A 21,192-nucleotide genomic window follows, 5' to 3' on the forward strand; every position below is an offset into this window, starting at 1 on the left:
GCAAGATACAAAGCTTATCCTTTTTTAACTTTTTACCTACTCACTATACTATATTACCAAAAATTGAACTATAAGTCCTTAAGAGAGAACCAAAAAAGCCTAGGAATTAATCCCAATGAATGTAAAACAATTGTTATACAGCAAATAAAAGATGACTCTATACGTTAACAATCAACGGATATTTCCATGTAAACATTACTTTTGCCAAAATTTAAACTATCTCATTTCCAATTATGAAGAAAACATTGTACGCCCTCGTTTTGTCTGTTCTTTTTTTTAGCTGTCAACAAAACCAAGAAAATGCTGCAACTTACACCCCCCGTGTATTAACTGCCAATGAAAAATTTAACGGATATCTGGAAGGTTCAGATAGTGCCTTTACAGTTCTTGTACATAAAGATGAAGCCAGTTCAAGCGAAGTAAAAGAAGAATTCAAAGTGAAATTCAGAGATACACTAGTTAAAATTCAAATTAACAAAGCTGATCCTAATTCTGCAACAGAAAAATTCTCATCAGTACAGTTCATTAACACTCAAAAAACAACCATGCTTGTTCAAATTTCCGATAAATCTGGTTTAACTGCACCGTGCTATTTATTATCCATAAAAGATGGAAAACTGGAAGTGATTAGTTTATACAGACCTTCTACTGGAAAACAGGATACTAAATATACTACCGGTATAATTAAAGTAGGAAGAGCAGGATATGTAGTTAACAACGATTTCTATATTACCAATGTTAATGCACAAGTTTATCTTATAAAAAGACAAAACCCAAATGAACGTATACAAGGCCAATTCATCCTTAATTCGCCTGATAAATCAACACTTGTATTCCTTACAGAAAAATCTCTCTACCAGGTACATTATGTGAGTGATGATGTACATAACGAAACATTTTCTAAGGCAGTACCACAGTCAGCTGCTGACCTTCCTGAATGGGTAAGAAATAATTTCATGTGGCAAAAGAATAAAAAAGGAATCACTTTTTTGAAATTTAATGACAGCGACAGAATTGTCGATATTAGAGAGTTTCAATAAAGAATAAACCTATCAAATTCATTACAGAATAAGTTTTGGGAGGCTAGTGGGCGCAATTATGTGTACATTAGACTAACAAAACTTATTTTTTATGAAACCATCCTTAAAGCTACCTCTGGTAGCCATGTTGGCAATTTTTGCATCTTGTGACAATAATAACAAGAAAAATGATTCAGCCCAGACTGGTATTTCACAGTCAAATCCTTTCTTAAAAGAAAGCAGCCTACCCTATCAAGCAGCCGATTTCAATGCCATAAAAGATGAAGACTTTAAACCTGCCATTGAAGAGGGGATGAAAATTCATCTGAATGAAATTGACAGAATTGCTAACAATCCTGAAGAGCCAACTTTTGAAAATACACTTGTTGAAATGGAAAAAAGTGGTCAAATGCTTCAGAGAGTAAATAACGTTTTTGGTTTGATTACAAGTTCAAACACAAATGACGATTTACAAAAAATACAAGAAGAATTAGCACCAAAGCAAGCCGCTCACCAAGATGCTATATATCTAAATGCCAACTTATTCAAGCGCATCGAAGCAATATATAACAACAAGGAAAAACTTAAATTAGATTCAGAATCTCTAAGATTAATAGAATATTACTATCAAAAATTTGTATTAGCTGGTGCCAAACTATCTGAGGATGCTAAAGCAAATCTTAAAAAACTAAATGAAGAAGAAGCTTCATTAAGTGCCAAATTTGCAAATCAAACACTTGCAGCAGCTAAGGCTGGTGCTCTAGTGGTTGATATGGTAGCAGAATTAGATGGCTTAACCGAAGTTGAAATTACCGCAGCTGCACAGGCAGCTAAATCTGCGAATAACGAGGGAAAATGGTTATTATCTCTTCAAAACACAACACAACAGCCATTCCTGCAGTCCCTATCTGATAGGGATACTCGAAAAAAATTATTTGATGCATCCTGGAATAGAGCCGAGAAAAATGATGACAACGATACAAGAAAAACAATTGTTCAAATTGCAAAAATTAGAGCAGAGAAAGCCAGCTTAATGGGGTTTCCTAATTATGCAACCTGGAAATTGCAGGATCAGATGGCTAAAACCCCAGCCGCTGTAGAGTCATTTTTTGCCAAATTAGTACCTTCTGCAACCGCAAGGGCGAAAACAGAAGCTGCAGAAATTCAAATATTAATTGACCAGCAAAAGGCAGGTTTTAAACTGGAAGCATACGACTGGAACTACTATGCAGAACAGGTACGTAAAGCAAAGTATGATTTGAACGAAAGTGAGATTAAGCCATACTTCGAAATGAATAACGTACTTAAAAATGGTGTCTTTTATGCAGCTACCAAACTTTATGGAATAACCTTTAAAGAACGTAATGACCTGCCTGTTTACCATAAAGATGTTAAAGTTTATGAATTATTTAATGAGGATAAAACTGCAATTGGTTTGTTTTACTATGACTTCTTTAAACGGGATAACAAATCTGGTGGTGCCTGGATGGATAACATGGTAGGCCAATCCAAATTGCTGGGAACTAAACCTGTTATTTTTAACGTATGTAACTTTACCAAACCTGCAGAAGGACAACCCGCATTGATTAGCTTTGATGAAGTAACAACCATGTTCCATGAGTTCGGTCATGCTTTACATGGATTTTTCGCAAATCAACAATACCCAAGCTTATCAGGGACTAATGTAGCTAGAGATTTTGTAGAGCTTCCTTCTCAATTTAATGAACATTGGGCTGTAAATTCTGAGGTTTTTAAAAATTATGCAGTTCATTACAGTACAGGCGAGCCTATGCCCCAGGTATTAGTTGATAAATTAAAGAAAGCTGCCGATTTTAACCAAGGTTACGCATTAACAGAAGTTCTTGCTGCAGCGGCTTTGGATATGCAATGGCATAGTCTTTCGGCAACAGCTCCAGTCCAAAATGCCAATAACTTCGAAACAGATGCATTAAAGAAAACTGGATTGAGCTTATCTTATGTGCCTCCACGCTATCGTTCAAGTTTTTTCAAACACATTTGGGGCAGTGGTTACGCTGCAGGATATTATGCTTACCTGTGGAGTGAAATGTTGGACCATGATGCTTTTGCCTGGTTTGAAGAAAATGGAGGTTTAACTAGAGTAAATGGGCAGCGTTTTCGTGATATGATTTTGTCTAAAGGTAATACAGAAGATTATGGAAAGATGTTCCGTAACTTCAGAGGTCAAGAGCCAAGTATCAAAGCTTTACAAAAATACCGCGGCTTACTTTAAAACAGCTAAACAAATCAATAGAAAGGGCCTAATCATTAAATTTTGATTAGGCCCTTTTGTTTCTAAGACAGTATTTAATCTTTATGTTTAAAGCTTTTTAATAAGCTCTTGTGCTTGATCAAAATTACTCGTTCCAGAAGGAATTTTTTCCAACCAGGCTATGGCCTCCTGATTATTTTTTTCTTTAATATAACTTAAAGCCATATAATAAGCAGCATCATATTTAAACACCGATGCTCCATCATATATTTTTGTTAAAACTGTTCTAGCCTCAACCGTTTTTCCTGTTTCAATAAGCGATACACCGTAATAATAAGCTACCATGGAATTGTCTGGATTATCTGCATATTCTTTTTGCAAAATATCAGAAGCGGAGATAAAATCACCGGAATTATAAAAATCCGCGGCCTTTTCCAAACTATTTTTATTATCCTCACCACGTTCTACTACAGACATTTCTTTACTGATAGCATATTTTTCATACAGTCCAGCCGACCAGGGTGCCCAAACCAATAAACCAATAACTAAAATAGCAGCAACACTTATCCATTTTAAATAAGGCTTCATTGAAATTATTTTAGGAGTTGTAATCGTTTTTGTCTCTAAAGATGTTTCATCTTTAAAATATTCTTTATTTAATGAGGCTAGTGTTGCTTCAACCTTTGCATCTGCCTCAGATGGGGCAATCCTCATTTTTAATGTCTGATGAACATTTTTATATTCAGCAAGCATTCCCTGCAGTTCAGGATCTTCTTGAATAGAAAACTCAAACTCCGTTTTCTCCCGGTGCTCCATGTCGCCCTCAAGGTAACGTGCCACAGCTAATAATTTCTCCTCGTTCATCATTATTCTTCCGTTTTATCAGATTGAACCATTTTTATCAGAGATGCCATGCATTCAGATTTCTTTTTTCTCAGGTAACCATATGTAACACCTAGGGTTTCGGCCACTTTTTCCTGCGCTTCACCTTTCATGCTCCATGAAATGATTTCTTTGCAGCGTTCACCTAATTTTTCAAATGCTTTGAAAAACAACTTCGACTGCGCTTCCTGCTTTTCCAGATCATCTGCATTTGCAAAAGTATCTTCTCCGATATGTAATAAATCCTCCTCGCTATTTGTTACCGGTAGAATCGATCTTTTTTTTAATTCATTCAACCATTTACGTTTACATATCAATAAGATATAAGGCTCAAAGGGACAGGTAAGTTCCAATGTTTTGTATTTCGCCTGCTTATATACATCCATCAATGCTTCCTGAAAAATATCTCCGGCATCGTCTTCACTCCCATTATTGAATATAATCCAGGATTTCACTTTAGCCGCGCAACGCTTATATATCTCATTAATAACCATGGTATCATTATTTACCAGGCCAATAATAAAACGCTGATCAGAATGTATGTTTTTAGCCATTAACGAATTTATAAGTGATCATCTAATCACGAATTTATAAATCTTTTGATAGCTGAGTGAAAAAAATAATTAAAGATGGGGGTAACAATTTTCGAAGACCATTGATATCTATTCAAATCATCCAATGGCGAACGCTGAAAAGCCTGAAAAGAGTAAGCAAATTTTTAAAATTAGAACCATGAAATCTTTAAACTTAACATCAGCATTATTTATCGTATTGATTGCTTTAGGCGTAGCCTGTAAAAAAGAAAATCCTGGCGGCGATAAAAACACAACAAAATCAGCTAAAGAATTTACAGCCAAATATGGCGCTCAAAAACAAATTCGAGAAATTAACGCTTCAGCGCTTCCTCAAACTATTACCTTTTTAGATGGCACTAAAATAACTTTCCCAGCTGGATCCTTAACTAAAGGAGGTGTTCCAGTTACCGGAACTGTACGTGTAGAAGTTTATGAAGTATTAAAAAGAAGCGGTATTATATTCTCAGGTGCAAATACAAATCACTCTTCCGGTGCCCCACTTTCTTCTGATGGTTTCATCTTTATTGATGTAAAATCAAATGGCGTAAGTGTAGATCAAAATCTGAATGTACCTGTTCAGATTGCAATTCCGGCGAAAAGAGATGGTAGTACTCAACTTTGGGTTGGTGTTGATCAGGAAGGCAAGCCTTTAGTAGCTGATGAAGACAACAAAATGGCATGGGCTGATCCAAGAAAAGGTGACGGTGCAGGACCAAATGGAGTAGTTGCTGTTCAGAATGCTTTTACCTTTAATTTTGGAACACTGGGATGGATTAACTGCGACGTATTTTACAACTATACTAACCCTAAAACTACAGTAAGAGTTGAAGTTTTAAATAACCCTGGTTCAATGGCAAGTTTCTTCTCATATACAGGTGAAACTTATGTATACTTCTGTGCAAAAGGAAGTAACGTAGTAGCACAACTTTATACTCCTGATGGCCCAAATAAAGTAAAAAGCTATGACAACATGATGCCAATCGGTTCTGAAGGTCGTATGATCTCTTTCTCGATCAAAGATGGTAAATTCTATTATGCAGCACAGGACATCACCATTTCTGCTAATCAAAATATAACATTGACACTTGCAGAAACTACAGAAGACGCAATTCAGACTGCCATAAATAGTCTTAACAATTATTAGAAATCCCTATGAATGCGCTATCATGGTAAGGCCCCTATAAATGGGGCTTTGCCTTTTTCTATTTATTTTTAATGGCAATTGCGCTCTGATTTATAAATATATTGTTAAATTCATTTTCAATTATGAAAAGACGGCTACAATTGCACTCACTATTTTTCGGAACCGTTTTAGCACTCTCGTTGATAGTGCCCGAAATATATGCTCAAACTAACCAACTGTCTGTAGCAAAACCCCCTCTTGTATTAACTATGCCGGAAGATACTGTTCCTGCAATTATTCATCATACTATAGAAAATGGAGTTGTAAAGTTTAGTTCTACATTACGGCCACTCAGACAGATTGCAGGTGCACCTGAACCTTTTTACTCGTATTTCTGGGAATTCGGTGATGGTCAGTTTTCATTTGAAAAAGAACCGCAACATATTTATCGTGATGACCTGATATACAAAGTACGTCTATATGCTACCAATAGTTACGATGATGGAAAACGTCCTCCAACCAGACCTAAACCTCTAAAACCAGGAAGCAGCAGACCCGTATTAGCTGCAACAAATCCAGCTGCGGGATCTCAATTTTTTAAATCAGGTGGTAATGTTGAAATGAAGACCAATTGTATGCCTAAACCTGGAGATGATATGATGCTGGTTTTAGGTTACCGAAATAAACCTGAGAATGGTATTGCCAGCTTAAATGGCACCTTATCCATTTTATATAATGATAAAGAATTTAACAAGGATAACTTTGAACTTGCCGAAAGTCGTACATATAATCAGGAGAAGACAACGACACTAAATCAGCAGGGAAGCTTTGCTTCATTAAAAGTCAATAAAGCGCCTGTTTATTACGCAGCATTAAATGGTCTTGATAGAAATGACCTTCTCTCAGAGACATATAACAACCTTGTAATTGACCCTGAGGGCACAGCTTTGATCAAGGAAAAAATGGCTGCATACAGGAAAAATGAAAGCTGGAAGTTTGAAAACCTAAAGTCTGGAGAGGAGAAGTTTATATTCCTTAATTTCAAGACTACCCCAGAGATGATTAAAGATACCAATGCTGTAGTAAAACTAACTGGTGTATTCATGCCCGACAACCCTTTGGCTACAACTGAACTTTTCACCATAGAACTTCAGATCGTTGCTTCTCATGACCCAAACAAAATGATGCTAAAAAACAGCAGAATGAATTTCCGCTTTACAGGAAAAAATAGAAAATTAACTTACAAAGTAAGATTCCAGAATACAGGTAAGGGACCAGCAAAAAAGGTAGATGTAGGTGTTGCCATTGCTGAGGTACTTGATAAGGGCTCAATAGAAATATTAGATTCAAAACCGAAAATCACTCCTGGCAAACCTAGCTACACCAACCAGAGTTATCTGGATACGGTTAGCAGGGCCGATAGTATTCACTTTGTTTTTAACAACATCTACTTACCCGGCACCCTACAAAAAGGTGTAAAAGATGCCGACTCTACCATGGGTTTTATCGAATATAAAATAGGTTTCAAAGAAAAGCCTAAAAAGCTACCTTTTAAAAGCGGTGCGGCAATTGTGTTTGATAAAAATGAACCCATTTATACCAATAAAGCCACAGGAAGATATAAAATGGGGCTATCGCCTGGAATAATTGCTGGTTATGGTTTTCCTTTTAAAAACGGGAATACTCCTTTAACAGGGCAAAAGAACATTACCTTTGGACTAAGCCTAGCACCTTATGCGCCTCATAGATACTACTGGCAGGTAGAACTTTATGCCAGTACTTTTGCTGAAAAAGAATATCCTGTTTCCCGAATTATGGGTAGTGAGAGGCTAGTACCCATTGAGGTAAATGGCAAGCGGCAAGAAGCCAGGTTAAAATACGCCGACAGTACCGTAAGGACGAAAGTAATGACCATTAATATTGTTCCATTACAAATGCGTTATAACTTTAATAAATACTTTGGAGCAGGTGTAGGCACAATGGTTTCTATTGATGTGGATAAGCAGTCGACACCTAAAAAAGAAGCTCATTATGAAGTGCCAAATGCTGTAGGTGTAGGTCAGGAAGTCATTATTAAAAATGCTTTTGACAAAGTGAGCAGTAGCTTTAAAGATTTTCAAAATACCATGTTTGCCGATATCCAAGTTGGCAAGGTGCGTGTAGGTCCTGCACTTGGTTTTAGGTATCTGTACACCTTTCAGGGTAATGGAAATAGATTAATCACTTATTTAACGTGGAAATTCTAACTAAAATCCTGCTGATTTGCTTTTCCTTTTCTGGTTTTGCAATTGCACAAAAGCCTATTGCTGTACCACAAACAATTGTTAAAACTCTAGACTCCTTAAAAAAACAAGACAATCTATCGGATTGGTTGTACACAAGAATAGATTACAGCTACACAACTCCCAGGCAAAGCCTACCTTTCCTGATGAATACAGAAAAAGAAATGTGGCGAAAACCCAACTCTACTTCTGAAAAAGAAGCATGGCTAATGCTGTTAAGTAATCAGGGATACAACCAAATGTACACTGGCAATATCCTTAACTCTATCAATTGTTATGAACAAGCTTATAATTACGTTGTCACCCATAAATTAAATGTAGAGGGTATTGCTGATTATGTTTTAAAACCCTGGGCAAACAATTATACCCGTTTGGGTGATTATGAGAAAGCGCTATTTATACAGCAAAAGACACTTGACTATGCCAGGAAAGAACATAATGATGGCTTAGCGATTTCTGTTTATAACAATATGGCTATTTCCTATCGTTCTTTAGGCGATTTCAAAAAAGCTGAGGAGTGCATCCGATTAGGAACAGAAAAGACCAATGTAAATGCTATATCATTGGTTCTGTTAGACAATACTCTTGCTGACATATATAACGACAAAGAGGAACTTGATCGAGCAGAACAAGTCATTAAAAGAAATATTATCCGTCAACAGAAACTAAAACCAAATTTTGAAACCGCTTACTGGCTCTTAAGTAGTTATATTACTGCAGGTGATATTCAACAAAAAAAACAAAAGTTTGCTGATGCACAAAATAGTTATAACCGTGCTTTAACTATTAATGATCAATATTATAAAGGGAATAGACTTAGAGAAAAAGCTTATACGCTTATACAACTTGGTAAAATTAAACTTACACAGAAGAATCCTGTTCAAGCGATTGTGTCCTTCAACCAGGCACTTACAACATTCGGACTTACAGATTCCGTTCTAAGGTTCAATAAGGAAAGAATATTTGGAGATAATCGTCTGATCGATGTTTTCTATCAGAAATCCATCGCCTATAACCAAATTGGGCAGGATAAATTAGCTTTAGAGAATATTCAGTTATCATTGCTATCTGCAGATAGGATCCGCTTTGAACTAGCTGACGCAAAAACCAAACAGCGTTTCCAATCAGCTACAAAAGACATGGCAGAAAGGGCTATTGCCATTGCTTTCCGATTACTAGAAAAAACGAAACAGCATCAATATGCAGCCATTGTTGTGGATATTATAGAGCAAACACGTGCTCGTACTTTATTGGATGATATCCGAAGAAATCAGCAACAACTTACTTTATCGACCAAAGACCCTTTATTTGAACAAAAAGCAAAACTTGAACAAGCTATTGCTTACAATGAAAAAGAACTTTTACAAGGCACTGAGACTCCAAATGAAGTTGAAAAACGTAATGCCGAACTAAAGTTTAAACTGGAGACTCTTGAAAAGGATTTAGTAAAACGCTATCCCTCATTGGCCATAAATAAAGACATCAGCTCTGCTAAAAAATTATTGCCACAGCTGCCCTCTAACATTCATTTTATAGAATTTTTTTCTGGCAAAGAGTATCTCTATGTAGCCGAAATCTACAACAATCAGGTGAAGCATATTAAAAGAATCAATAATGCAGAACAAGTAAAGAAAAACATTTTTGATTTCGTGAACATTTATTACCACCATGGCCCGGCAGCTATGATGAACCAACCAGAGACTTTTTTCAAATCCTCAAACCAGATCTATAACACTTTACTAAAGGATTTTAATTTTCAAAAGAATGACAAGCTCATTATTATCCCCGATGAGGTAATTGGCTATCTTTCTTTTGATGGCTTAATTACCGACAATAAGTACCAGCCTAATATTGCCGAATGGCCGTACCTTATAAAAAAACTTTCCGTTTCTTATGCCTTTTCTATTCAGACCTGGGTTAATCAATCAAAAAAAAGAAGTCATCCTCAGCAAAACTTTGCAGGTCTGTTTATCACACATCAGAATAAAAGTAAACAATACATCCCTGCAGTAGCAAAAGAAGCCGAAGCAATAGAAAAAATTATTGATGGTGATTTTAGAAGAGACAATAACGCACAAGTAAAGGATTTTTTCAATGCCTTTGATAAAGCTGGGGTTTTACATATCAGTACTCATTCCTATCTATCAGGTACACAAAAAGAACCCACATTAGCATTTAATGATGCTGAGGTTTTCTTATTCGAATTATCAGCAAGGAAAGCTGCTCCAGATCTAGTTGTACTCAGCGCTTGCAGAACCGCAGATGGTGTCATGAACAATGGTGAAGGCATCATAAGTTTAAGTAGAGGTTTTGCTGCCATAGGAACTGGTGGAACCATTGCTGGTCTATGGAATGTAAATGATAAAGCCGCATCAGAAATTACAGCCAATTGTTATACCAATATATTACAGGGTCAGAAAACCAGTACAGCCTTACATCTGGCAAAATTACAATGGTTGGAAAATAAACAACGCCCTGTACAGGAATGTCTCCCTTATTATTGGGACGCATTGATTTATATGGGCTATGATAAAAATATTGATTTAAAACCTGCGCGTAACCATTTTATAAATTACGCGCAGCTTAGTGCATTGGCTTTAACTGCCTTTCTAGGAATCTGGTTCCTGATAAAAAAGAAATCTATTTCTCCTGCTTCAAAATTGAAACGCCCAATGGCGGGATGTTAAGTAAAATAGAATATTCTCTTTCATGACAGCCTATCTTTTCAGCTGGAATTAATTTATTATTCAGCTTTCCACTACCAAAAAACTCTTTAGCATCTGTATTAAAGATTTCTTTCCATTTAGCTTTAAAAGGGATGCCTACACGATATTTCTCTCTGTAAACAGGTGTTAGATTCAAGATTACAATCAATGTATCTTTTGCTTTCTTTCCTTTTCTGATATAGACATAAATTGAATGCCTTCCATCATCAGCACTAATCCATTCAAACCCTTCATAAGAAAAACTATGCTCATACAAAGCTGGTTCAGATATATAAAGTTTATTTATAGCACGAACAGTTTTCTGCATCCCTATGTGTGGGGCATGTTCCAATAAATGCCAGTCCAGCGAATTTTTAAAATCCCATTCATGAGTCTGCGCAAATTCATTACCCATAAACAATAATTTAGTACCCGGATGTGTAAACATATACGCATAAAGCACCCTCAGATTAGCAAACTTTTGCCATTCATCACCAGGCATTTTATAAATCATGGATGACTTACCATGCACTACTTCATCATGTGAAAACGGAAGCATAAAATTCTCCGTAAAAGCATATGTCATGCTAAAAGTGAGCTGGTAATGATGATACCTGCGATTTATAGGATCATTTTTAAAGTACTTTAACGTATCGTTCATCCAGCCCATCATCCATTTCATACCAAAACCTAAGCCCCCATCATGTACAGGATGTGTAACTCCAGGATAAGTACTACTCTCTTCGGCAATAGTATGCACCCCTTCATAATTCCCATACACAGCTATATTCAAGTCTTTAAGAAATTGGATAGCACCAAGGTTTTCAGAACCGCCAAACTCATTTGTAGCAGCCTCTTCAGCCTTTCTGGAGAAATTGAAATAAAGCATAGATGCAACAGCATCTACCCTCAACCCATCAATATGAAAATGATCAAGCCAATACAAGGCATTACTAATTAAGAAGGACCTTACCTCATTTCTATCATAATTGAAGATATAAGATTTCCAATCAGGATGAAACCCCTTTCTCATATCAGAATGCTCATATAAATGGGTACCATCAAAATTATAAAGCCCATGTGCATCCCCCGGAAAATGAGATGGAACCCAATCTAATATAACTGCAATATTATTTTTGTGAAGTTCATTAATCAGATACATTAATTCCTGTGGGGTACCATGCCTGGAACTAGCTGCAAAATAACCTGTTATCTGATATCCCCAGGATGGAAAATAGGGATATTCCATAATCGGCATTAACTCCACATGCGTGAAACCCATATCCAACACATAAGGCACCAGACTATTGGCTAATTCCACATAAGTCAACACTCTATCTGGCTCACTAGGATCACGTTGCCAGGACCCCAGATGAACTTCATAAACCGACATTGGTTTATCTAAAGCATTTAACTTTGGTCTTTTATTTAACCAGGCTTTATCTTTCCATTTATAGTTATTATCCCAAACTATACAAGCTGTTTTAGGAGGATGCTCCCATCTTTTTGCATATGGATCACCCTTTTCAACTTCAATTCCCTCAAATCCTTTGATGAGAAACTTATACATATCACCTTTAGATACGCCTGATATAAACCCCTCCCAGATACCTGAACTATCCAAACGGAGGTTTAGTGGATGACTGGTCCTATTCCATTCGTTAAAGTCACCAATAACATGTAATTCCTGTGCATTCGGTGCCCAGACTGAGAAATAAACTCCCGCAACCTCATTAACAACAATAAGGTGTGCACCAAACTTTTCGTAAAGGCGGAAGTGCTTGCCAGATACAAATAAAGAAATATCAAATTCAGTAAATAAGCTATGCGCAAGCACTTTCGTCATCAGTTATATATTTTTATGCTAGTGAAATTCTTATTTGATTTAAAACGCAGACAGTTGTTTTCATCAATCTGATAATCAACAACATCATTTTCATCAACTGTGATCTTATTTACATTAAATGGTAATCCAATAATTTTAAAATCGTACAACTCATAATTTGGCGTGTAAAGACCATCTACAGTTTGCTCGATATTCATTAAATACTGCGTTCCTTTAACGTTAAACTTCTTTTCTGAATAGATATCTTGCTCATACGCAAAAGTATCTCCATGATCTTCAAATAAGAAAGAGTTTACTTCGTAATCACTGTAATAAATATTCAACAAAACTTCATCAATATTTTTTTCTCCTACATACTGCATTACTGGGTATTCAGGGATTACGGAACCTGCCCTTACAAATAAAGGCATCTGATCTAATGGAGCCTGTATGTTATGCTCGCTTTCTCCTTTTAATATTTCATGCGTCCAGAAGTTATACCATTTACCTTTAGGCAGATATACCATTCTTGATACTGCCCCTTGTTCTAATACAGGACAAACCAAAATTTTATCACCGAATGTAAACTCATCCTGACGGAAGCTCATACTAGCATTTTCTTGTTCCAGCATAACCAATGGTCTGAGGATAGGGAATCCGTAACGGTGATGCTCCCAAAAAACGGAGTACAGATAAGGCATTAACCTGTAGCGTAATTCTATATAGGTTCTGTTGATGCTTGTATATGGTTCTCCAAAGCTCCATGGTTCACGTTCAGCTGTATCTCCAGCAGAATGAGCACGCATAAATGGAGAAAATGTACCCAATTGAATCCATCTCGTAAACAATTCACCATCCGGTTCTCCACTAAAGCCACCTATATCTGTTCCACAAAATGGTACACCAGAAATAGACATTCGCTGACACTGGATATTCCCTATTTTTAAATGCTCCCAGGTTGCCACATTATCGCCAGTCCAAACACAACCATAACGTTGCATACCTGAATATCCTGCACGGGTTATGGTAAATGGACGTTTGTTCCTCATTAACTTTTTAAGACCATCATATGTAGAACGCACCATTTGCATTCCATAAACATTATGTGCCTTGCGATGTGAACCACGATAACCGTCGTAATTATGCCTTACATCATTAGGAAAAGTGCCTGAACCAAATACTGCCGGTTCATTCATATCATTCCATACGCCTGCAACGCCTATATCGACCATCTCTTTATACAATTTACCCCACCAATCTCTTACAGCTGGATTCGTAAAATCAGGAAACTGACATCTGCCTGGCCAAACATGTCCCTCCATAAAGTAATCGTCACTTCTTCTACAGAAGAAATTATTTTCCTTACCTTCTTTAAACACCCAATAATTATCATCCACTTTAATCCCTGGATCAATCATCACAACGGTTTTAAAACCATCATTCGCGAGTTCCTTAATCATGCGCTTAGGGTCAGGGAAATGATTTTTGTTCCAGGTAAAACAACGATAACCATCCATATAATCAATATCCAGATATATAGCATCGCAAGGAATATTTCTTGATCTGAAGCCTTCAGCTATTTCCTTTACCTTTTTCTCAGGATAATAACTCCATCTGCATTGATGATAACCTAATGCCCATTTTGGGGGCATAGGATGGGTACCTGTAAGGGTTTGATACCTTTTAACCACATCCATTAAATGGGGACCGTGGATATAATAATATTGCAACTCACCGCCATCAGCCCAAAAACTGGTCTTGTTTTGATCTTCTTTACCGAAGTCAAAATAGGAACGGAATGTATTGTCGAAAAATATACCGTAAGCAGCCTGATGATGTACACCGGTATAAAAAGGTATGGTACGATACAAAGGATCCTGATCCCAACCAAAAGAGTAGGCATCTGTATTCCAGTTTTGGAAATGACGGCCTCTTAAGTTCATATTCCCCGACTTATCTCCCAGTCCGAAGAAGTTCTCATCAGGAAGGCACTTCTTGGTAGCATACACATAATAACCGCCAAATTCAACATTCTCTTCCCAGTGCATAGCAGACTCGTCTTCACTCATTACCATCTGACTGCTGTTTTCAACAAAAGAGATGTTAAAATCGCTCTTTCTAACCTTACAGGTTATAGTATTCGTTGAAATGGTATAATAAGCATCCTGATTTTCCAATTTAAAAGTAGTCACTTTCTGGTCTACTACAGGAACTGCATATGAAAAGTCGTCTAGAAAAACACCATGCGGCGCCATTCTTACCCTAATCATCTCATCGCTAACTACCCTGATTTCAACACGGGCATCACCATCTGAAAAATAGAACTTGTTCCCCTCGGCATGAACCTGCTGTACTGCACTTAGATATTTTTTAACGATAGGCTTAGGGCCAGAAACAGGATTATTTAAATGCTGTACGGTTTCTTCTGTATCAGCTCCTGTCACTACATTCTCGTTTATGTCGTTTTGTTGATTATTTAATTCTTCCATGAAAACCCCTCATTAAGTAGAAAAAACACGAGTCACTTTACTTCGTGTACTTTATACAACTAAGGTGTTAAAATTTCTATTAAAACCAAAGAGTTATTATGAGATAAAATTATAGTAACAAAAAGGCCCTGACGTGAATGTCAGGGCCTTAAATCAAAAAAAAGAATATTTTTTATGGATTAAATGTATATGACATATAATACAAAGCACCTACCGAAGGGTTACCATATGAAGTGAAATAGTATTTATTCAGAAGATTTGAACCACCAATTTTAATCATAGAATTCACTGATGGAACTTTCAGGTTAACCTGTGCGTCTATAGTACCATATGCAGGAACTTCACCAGATGAAAATGAGCTGTTCCAGTAAAATTTCTCCTGCCAGCGATAAGCAGCATTAAAGCCAACATTTTTAATGATCTCTTTATTTCCAAAACCTAAATTGTAACGCATTTTAGGTGTGTTAAAATCATTAATATAATCATCAGGAAGATCTCCAATTTCATTATAAGACACATTTCCACTTAGATTAAACTTACCAAGCAAATAATCTAAACCTAAAGCAGCACCATAAGAGTCTACCTTTCCTTTTGCGTTAACAGGTACTCCGAATTTAGTAAATGTGCCATCCTTATTATCCTGATATACATCAACACCTGTAATAAAGTCCTTATAAATATTATAATATGCATAAGCATCTATCATAAATTTAGGGCCTAATAACCCTTTATAACCTACTTCGTAGGCTTGAACACTTTCAGGACGAACCCCCTTAGGGTCAAAATCATATGCTTTTAACAGTCCTGGGTTTGGTGTTCCACTAGCAACTGAAGAAAGAAAAGCACGATAACTTACATCTGTATACGGTTTATTGGTAAATAATGAATATTTATTTAAACTAGATGGCAGCCCACCTATTAAACGCTGTGAACCACCTCCTACAGAAAGATCAATATATTGGTTTTGAGTAGTAGGATTGCGATATCCAGTTTGATAAGAAAGGCGAATATTATTATTTGGAGCTACAGTAAACACACCAGTTACTCTTGGTGTGAAACGACCTTCAAAATTACTGCTCTTATCATATCGGCCAGAAACGGTTAGTTTTACTTTCTCATTAAATATTTTTTTACCCAATTGAGCAAAAGCACCATATTCTTTAATATCAATTTTATTGTTCAGATCGTCGAAAATTGTACCACCAGAACGTAACTGAAAAATACGATAGGAAGAACCTAACTGAAACTCTACTACATTATTGAAGACATTACTGAAATTGTACATTCCTTCATAATGATAAAGGTTCGTTTTATCATTAAACTTAGCTCCATACTGCCCTTTAACAAAATCAGTACTCGCAATTGTAGTATTCATAATTTTATCTTTCGCTGCTTCAAACTGTTGAGAACCAGGCTCAAAGCGTCCCTGATTAGCAACAGCTCTAGCTGCTGCATGTGCTTCTGCATCAGTTTTACCCAATGCCTTTGCACCGATAAAATTACCTACATATTGAGGGAACCAATCTTTTGACGCCTTAGATTGTTCATTGATATAACTTCCTAAAATTGAAGAGATATAAGAATCTCCTGAGCGTTCCTGTGTAGTATATCCTTTAATAAAAAAATCTTCTCCTTTCAATTCCAGCTTAAATTGTCCGATACTGAAATTACGTAATGAATAACGGTCAGACCCGGTATAAACAGAGGTTCCAGTTCCCCAGTTTGCCTGTGCTATACCTTCGATAGTATTTGTAAACTTATAGTGTAAAGAGCCTGAAGCCTTTAAAGATTGTGTTTGATAATCTACAAGATAACGTTCATCATATCCTGTCCTTGAAACATTCTGATCTGGAAGTAATCCCGGATTAGCTAATCCTGCCACAAAGGGCTTAAACCTCGCATCAGTACTTAAAAAGCCATTTAGCGCTGCCAGACCATTTGGATCAGATTTAAAAGCTGCAATCTGATCAGCAGTTGGAGGTACGGGTAAATTCAGTGCAGCCTGCACGAAACCAGATGTTCCTGCATTTAATACAGCTTGCGCTACATTTTTCATATTCTGACTCACCTCATCTCCATAAACATTTACACCATCATAATTTGGATCTGAATTTCTATCACCAGATTTAACCTGTCGTGAATTTCTATCAAAATTTTTAAAATTATCGGCTTGCCAATCTTGTGCCTGAAGGAATGAGAATGTACCTTTTACCGCAAACTTATTATTCCATGCTTTGGCCATACGTACATCTAACTGATTAAACTGCTGATTACTCGTATTGGCATCATTCACATGGTTAACACCTGTTTTAAAAGAAAAACTTGCTCCCTGGTAGTTAAATGGATTTTTCGAAGTCATCAACATCGTTCCACTAATCCCCCCTGCTCCATACAAAGCTGAAGATGCACCTGGTAGTAACTCCACATTATCTAGATCAAGGTCTGAAATACCAATAATATTACCTACAGAGAAATTTAACCCCGGAGCCTGATTGTCCATCCCATCTACGTACTGATTGAAACGGGTATTCCCGTTTGAGTTAAATCCACGGGTATTCACTGATTTAAAAGTTAAACTTTGAGTACTGATTTCTACTCCTTTCATGTTTGCTAAAGCATCATAAAAAGAAGGAGCAGAAAGCTCTTTAATTGCTGCTGGTCCCATTCGTTCTACAGAAACCGGAGATTCAAGAATTCGCTCTGGCGTTCTGGATGCGGAAATAACCACCTCCTGTCCTAAAATAACTGTAGGCTCCAACTCAGTAGTTACACCTGAACTAGCACCTGTAATCTCCCGTTCTACCGACACATACCCCAGAAATGAAATTACCAAGTAAAAGGAGCCTTTCTTGTTGTACTAAATGAATACCTGCCATTTGCATCCGTTGCCGTTCCACTGGTAGTGCCTTTTACTGTAACCCCAACACCTGGTATTGGTTGTTTAGTAAGCTTGTCGGTAACTATGCCACTAATGACGACACTTTGTGCGTGAACAGAAAATCCGGCTAGACATAACAAGAGTGCATAGGTCGCTTTTGTAAACATTTTCTTCATACAATTTAATTAAGTTTTGATTTAACATAAACTTAATTAAATTCTTCTGATTAACAAATAACATTCCTCAAATATTTATTCGATAAAAAATCAAATCATTGCGTTTCAATAAAGTTTTATGTTAAATTGCCATAGCAAAATTTCAGGATAATAGATTTATAGCATAATTTATACTTTTATACCAGATTATGACAAGTAAAATAAAGGCATTCATTTGCGTTATCATCCCTATATTATTGGTTTTCGCTCTTAATACCAAATTCGGGAATATCCCTCCAATCTTAAAGTTCTTAAACCCTTTTACCGGATTCTGGCAAAATGCAGAACATCTAACAGTTAAAAAAAACAATAAAATTATCTTAAAGGGTACACATCAAACAGTAGATATTGCATTTGATGACCGTATGATTCCTCATATTTTTGCACAAAATGACCACGATGTATACTTTGCTCAAGGTTATGTTACGGCGATGCATCGTTTACTACAAATGGATTTTCAAACCAGATTTGCAGCTGGAAGAATTTCGGAAGTAGTTGGTGAAAAAGCATTGGAATTAGATAAATACCAACGTAGAATGGGTATGGTTTATGGTGCTGAACAATCCTTAGAGGGCATCATGGCTTCACCTGAATCTAAAGAAATGATCATGGCATATACTGCTGGTGTAAATGCTTATATCAACTCACTTTCTGCAGCAAAATTACCTATTGAATATAAAATACTGGATTTTAAACCTGAACCCTGGACACCTCTAAAATGTGCATTACTATTAAAACAGATGTCGGCCGTACTAGCCATGGGCTCTGATGAATTTTATATGACGAATATCAAGGAAAAGTTTGGAGCAGATGTCGTTAAAGATCTTTTCCCTGATTATCCCTTTAAAGAAGACCCTATAATTCCGGTAGGCACCAAATGGAATTTCACACCTTTGCCTATTCCAAAAATTCCAGCATCTTTTGATGAGGCTATAACCTCTCCTATTAAAACAAAACAGAAAGAGGAGGGGATTGGCAGTAATAACTGGGCCCTATCTGGTTCAAAAACTGCATCGGGTTTACCAATTCTTGCGAATGACCCACACCTCGATTTGTCATTACCCTCCATCTGGTATCAGATTCAACTCCATTCTCCCGGCTTAAATACTTACGGTGTATCTTTGCCAGGCGCCCCAGGTGTTGTTATTGGCTTTAATCAGGATATTGCATGGGGTGTAACCAATGTTGCTGCAGATGTATTAGATTTTTATCAAGTTAAATTTAAAGATAATACTCACAAAAACTACTGGTATAATAACCAATGGAAGGGTACCACTAGCAGGTTGGAAAAAATTGTGGTCAGAGGTGGCAAGAATATAATAGATACCGTTATTTATACACATCATGGCCCTGTAGTCTATCTTCAGCAACCTAAAGATTTTTCGAAAGCAAAGAACATTCCAGTTGGAAACGCATTAAGATGGATTGCTCATGAAAAATCAAATGAGTTAAAAACATTTTACATCTTAAACAGGGCTAAAAATTATGAGGATTATCGTAAAGCCTTAACATTCTATACTGCTCCCGCGCAGAACTTCATTTTTGCATCTGCACAAAATGATATTGCAATAACTGCCAATGGGAAATATCCCTTAAAATGGAAAGATCAGGGTAAGTTTATCCTGGATGGCTCAGACCCACAAAATGACTGGCAGGGATGGATCCCAGCTTCACAAAACCCAACTGTTAAAAACCCGGAAAGAGGCTTTGTAAGCTCGGCAAACCAATCATCTACAGACCCAAGCTATCCTTATTATATTAACTGGGAGTTTAGCCCATACGAACGGGGAAAACGTATAAACGATCGATTAAGTGTGATGAAAAATGCTACGGCTGACAGCATCATTAACATGCAAACCGATAGTTATAGTATTCATGCTCAAAATATCCTTCCAACCATTCTAGGTCTGATTGATAAAAGTAAACTAAATGCGACTCAGAAAGAAGCACTACGCTCTGTTACCGACTGGAACAAATTTTATGACGCCAAATCAATAGCAGCTAGTGTATTTGATTTATGGACTAAAAGACTGCAATTTGAGATATGGGATGATGAATTTACTGTTGCTGATATTCCTATGCGTTATCCTTCCAGAGACAGAACTGTACAGCTGATCTTACATGAGCAAAATGCTAAATGGATAGACAACATCCATACCACAGCAAAGGAAACGCTGGCAGAACTGATAAACCAGTCTTTTAAATTCAGTTGTGATAGCCTCGAAAGGAAATATGGGTCTATTGGTAAATCCTGGGAATGGGCTAATGTAAAACATACCCAGATTCAACACCTGGCAAAAATACCAGGTTTTGGCTCTAAGGTTTTATTGACTGGTGGCGGCAAAATGACCATCAATGCCTTAAATGAGGGTAATGGCCCTTCCTGGAGGATGGTTGTTGAACTAGGTAAGAATCCTAAAGGACATGGCGTATTTCCAGGCGGACAATCCGGTAACCCAGGCAGTCCATTTTACGACAATATGATTGATAAATGGGCTAGTGGAAAATTGTACGACCTCTTCTTTATGAAGTCGCCCGACGACAGCTCCGCCAAAATAATTTCAAAATTAAAAATATCCAAAAAATAATATCATGGTATTTATAGTCATCATTATCCTCTCCTATCTATTACAAATGGTACTTCCATGGTGGATCGTTATAATCATTTCTTTTGCCACCTGTGGTTTGATTGGTAAAACAGGAAAAATAGCTTTATGGTCACCGTTCTTTGCAATTTTACTCCTATGGACAGGCATGGCACTTTTTAAGAGCTTGCCGAATAACAATATACTGGCTATTCGGGTTGCACAAATGTTTGGTGTACAAGCATGGTGGTTAATTCTAGCACTTAGTGCTTTAGTAGGTGCATTTGCTGCTGCTGTTAGTGGATTTTGTGGATATCATTTTCGAAAAGCCGTACTGGTGACAAAAACCAAACCTTAATTAGAAATTCTTACGTATTTTTGCAC

General features: G+C 36.8%; 13 protein-coding genes. 7 read left to right on the top strand and 6 right to left on the bottom strand.

Annotated elements, in window-relative coordinates; translation table 11 throughout:
* The first annotated feature begins 233 nt into the window (after positions 1-233).
* Together ABDJ41_RS08640 and dcp are read left to right on the top strand one after the other, a co-directional pair.
* Positions 234-1,040: a hypothetical protein gene (locus ABDJ41_RS08640; RefSeq protein WP_349785531.1), complete on the top strand. Its 807-nt coding sequence runs from the start codon at positions 234-236 to the stop codon at positions 1,038-1,040.
* 91 nt (positions 1,041-1,131) lie between these two features.
* Positions 1,132-3,270: a peptidyl-dipeptidase Dcp gene (gene dcp / locus ABDJ41_RS08645; RefSeq protein WP_349785532.1), complete on the top strand. Its 2,139-nt coding sequence runs from the start codon at positions 1,132-1,134 to the stop codon at positions 3,268-3,270.
* Between the two features lie 87 nt (positions 3,271-3,357).
* On the opposite strand, the gene ABDJ41_RS08650 is transcribed toward dcp, so the two are convergent.
* A complete protein-coding gene (locus tag ABDJ41_RS08650) occupies positions 3,358-4,116 on the bottom strand; it encodes a tetratricopeptide repeat protein (RefSeq protein WP_349785534.1) in 759 nt (252 codons plus the stop codon).
* Entirely contained in the window at positions 4,116-4,685 is a 570-nt protein-coding gene (locus ABDJ41_RS08655) for an RNA polymerase sigma factor (RefSeq protein ID WP_349785535.1), read from the bottom strand. Before ABDJ41_RS08655 ends, ABDJ41_RS08650 begins: the two co-directional genes overlap by 1 nt.
* Before the next feature lie 178 nt (positions 4,686-4,863).
* Between ABDJ41_RS08655 and ABDJ41_RS08660 the strand changes: the two genes are divergently transcribed.
* From ABDJ41_RS08660 to ABDJ41_RS08670, 3 genes are all read left to right on the top strand, one after another.
* Positions 4,864-5,850 (top strand): hypothetical protein, encoded by a 987-nt coding sequence (locus ABDJ41_RS08660; RefSeq protein WP_349785536.1) that lies wholly within the window; start codon positions 4,864-4,866, stop codon positions 5,848-5,850.
* A 122-nt stretch (positions 5,851-5,972) separates the two neighbouring features.
* The gene (locus ABDJ41_RS08665) at positions 5,973-8,075 is read left to right on the top strand and encodes a DUF7849 domain-containing protein (protein WP_349785537.1); all 2,103 of its coding nucleotides are present in this window, start codon (positions 5,973-5,975) and stop codon (positions 8,073-8,075) included.
* On the top strand, positions 8,063-10,798 hold the full coding sequence (locus tag ABDJ41_RS08670) for a CHAT domain-containing protein (protein WP_349785538.1): 2,736 nt from the start codon (positions 8,063-8,065) through the stop codon (positions 10,796-10,798). Before ABDJ41_RS08665 ends, ABDJ41_RS08670 begins: the two co-directional genes overlap by 13 nt.
* Here the strand turns inward: ABDJ41_RS08670 and glgB are convergent.
* The 4 genes from glgB to ABDJ41_RS08690 form a co-directional block, all read right to left on the bottom strand.
* Positions 10,752-12,662: a 1,4-alpha-glucan branching protein GlgB gene (gene glgB, locus ABDJ41_RS08675; protein WP_349785539.1), complete on the bottom strand. Its 1,911-nt coding sequence runs from the start codon at positions 12,660-12,662 to the stop codon at positions 10,752-10,754. The genes ABDJ41_RS08670 and glgB overlap by 47 nt on opposite strands.
* The gene (locus ABDJ41_RS08680; RefSeq protein WP_349785540.1) at positions 12,662-15,130 is read right to left on the bottom strand and encodes a glycoside hydrolase family 31 protein; all 2,469 of its coding nucleotides are present in this window, start codon (positions 15,128-15,130) and stop codon (positions 12,662-12,664) included. The genes glgB and ABDJ41_RS08680 overlap by 1 nt, the downstream gene beginning before the upstream one ends.
* Before the next feature lie 172 nt (positions 15,131-15,302).
* Positions 15,303-17,939 (bottom strand): TonB-dependent receptor, encoded by a 2,637-nt coding sequence (locus ABDJ41_RS08685; protein ID WP_349785541.1) that lies wholly within the window; start codon positions 17,937-17,939, stop codon positions 15,303-15,305.
* A 17-nt stretch (positions 17,940-17,956) separates the two neighbouring features.
* Positions 17,957-18,184 (bottom strand): carboxypeptidase-like regulatory domain-containing protein, encoded by a 228-nt coding sequence (locus ABDJ41_RS08690; RefSeq protein ID WP_349785542.1) that lies wholly within the window; start codon positions 18,182-18,184, stop codon positions 17,957-17,959.
* 188 nt (positions 18,185-18,372) lie between these two features.
* Between ABDJ41_RS08690 and ABDJ41_RS08695 the strand changes: the two genes are divergently transcribed.
* The gene (locus ABDJ41_RS08695) at positions 18,373-20,811 is read left to right on the top strand and encodes a penicillin acylase family protein (RefSeq protein ID WP_349785543.1); all 2,439 of its coding nucleotides are present in this window, start codon (positions 18,373-18,375) and stop codon (positions 20,809-20,811) included.
* A gap of 4 nt (positions 20,812-20,815) precedes the next feature.
* Entirely contained in the window at positions 20,816-21,166 is a 351-nt protein-coding gene (locus ABDJ41_RS08700) for a hypothetical protein (RefSeq protein WP_349785544.1), read from the top strand.
* Positions 21,167-21,192 lie beyond the last annotated feature (26 nt).

Source organism: Pedobacter sp. ASV1-7, assembly GCF_040203335.1.
GTDB lineage: Bacteria > Bacteroidota > Bacteroidia > Sphingobacteriales > Sphingobacteriaceae > Pedobacter.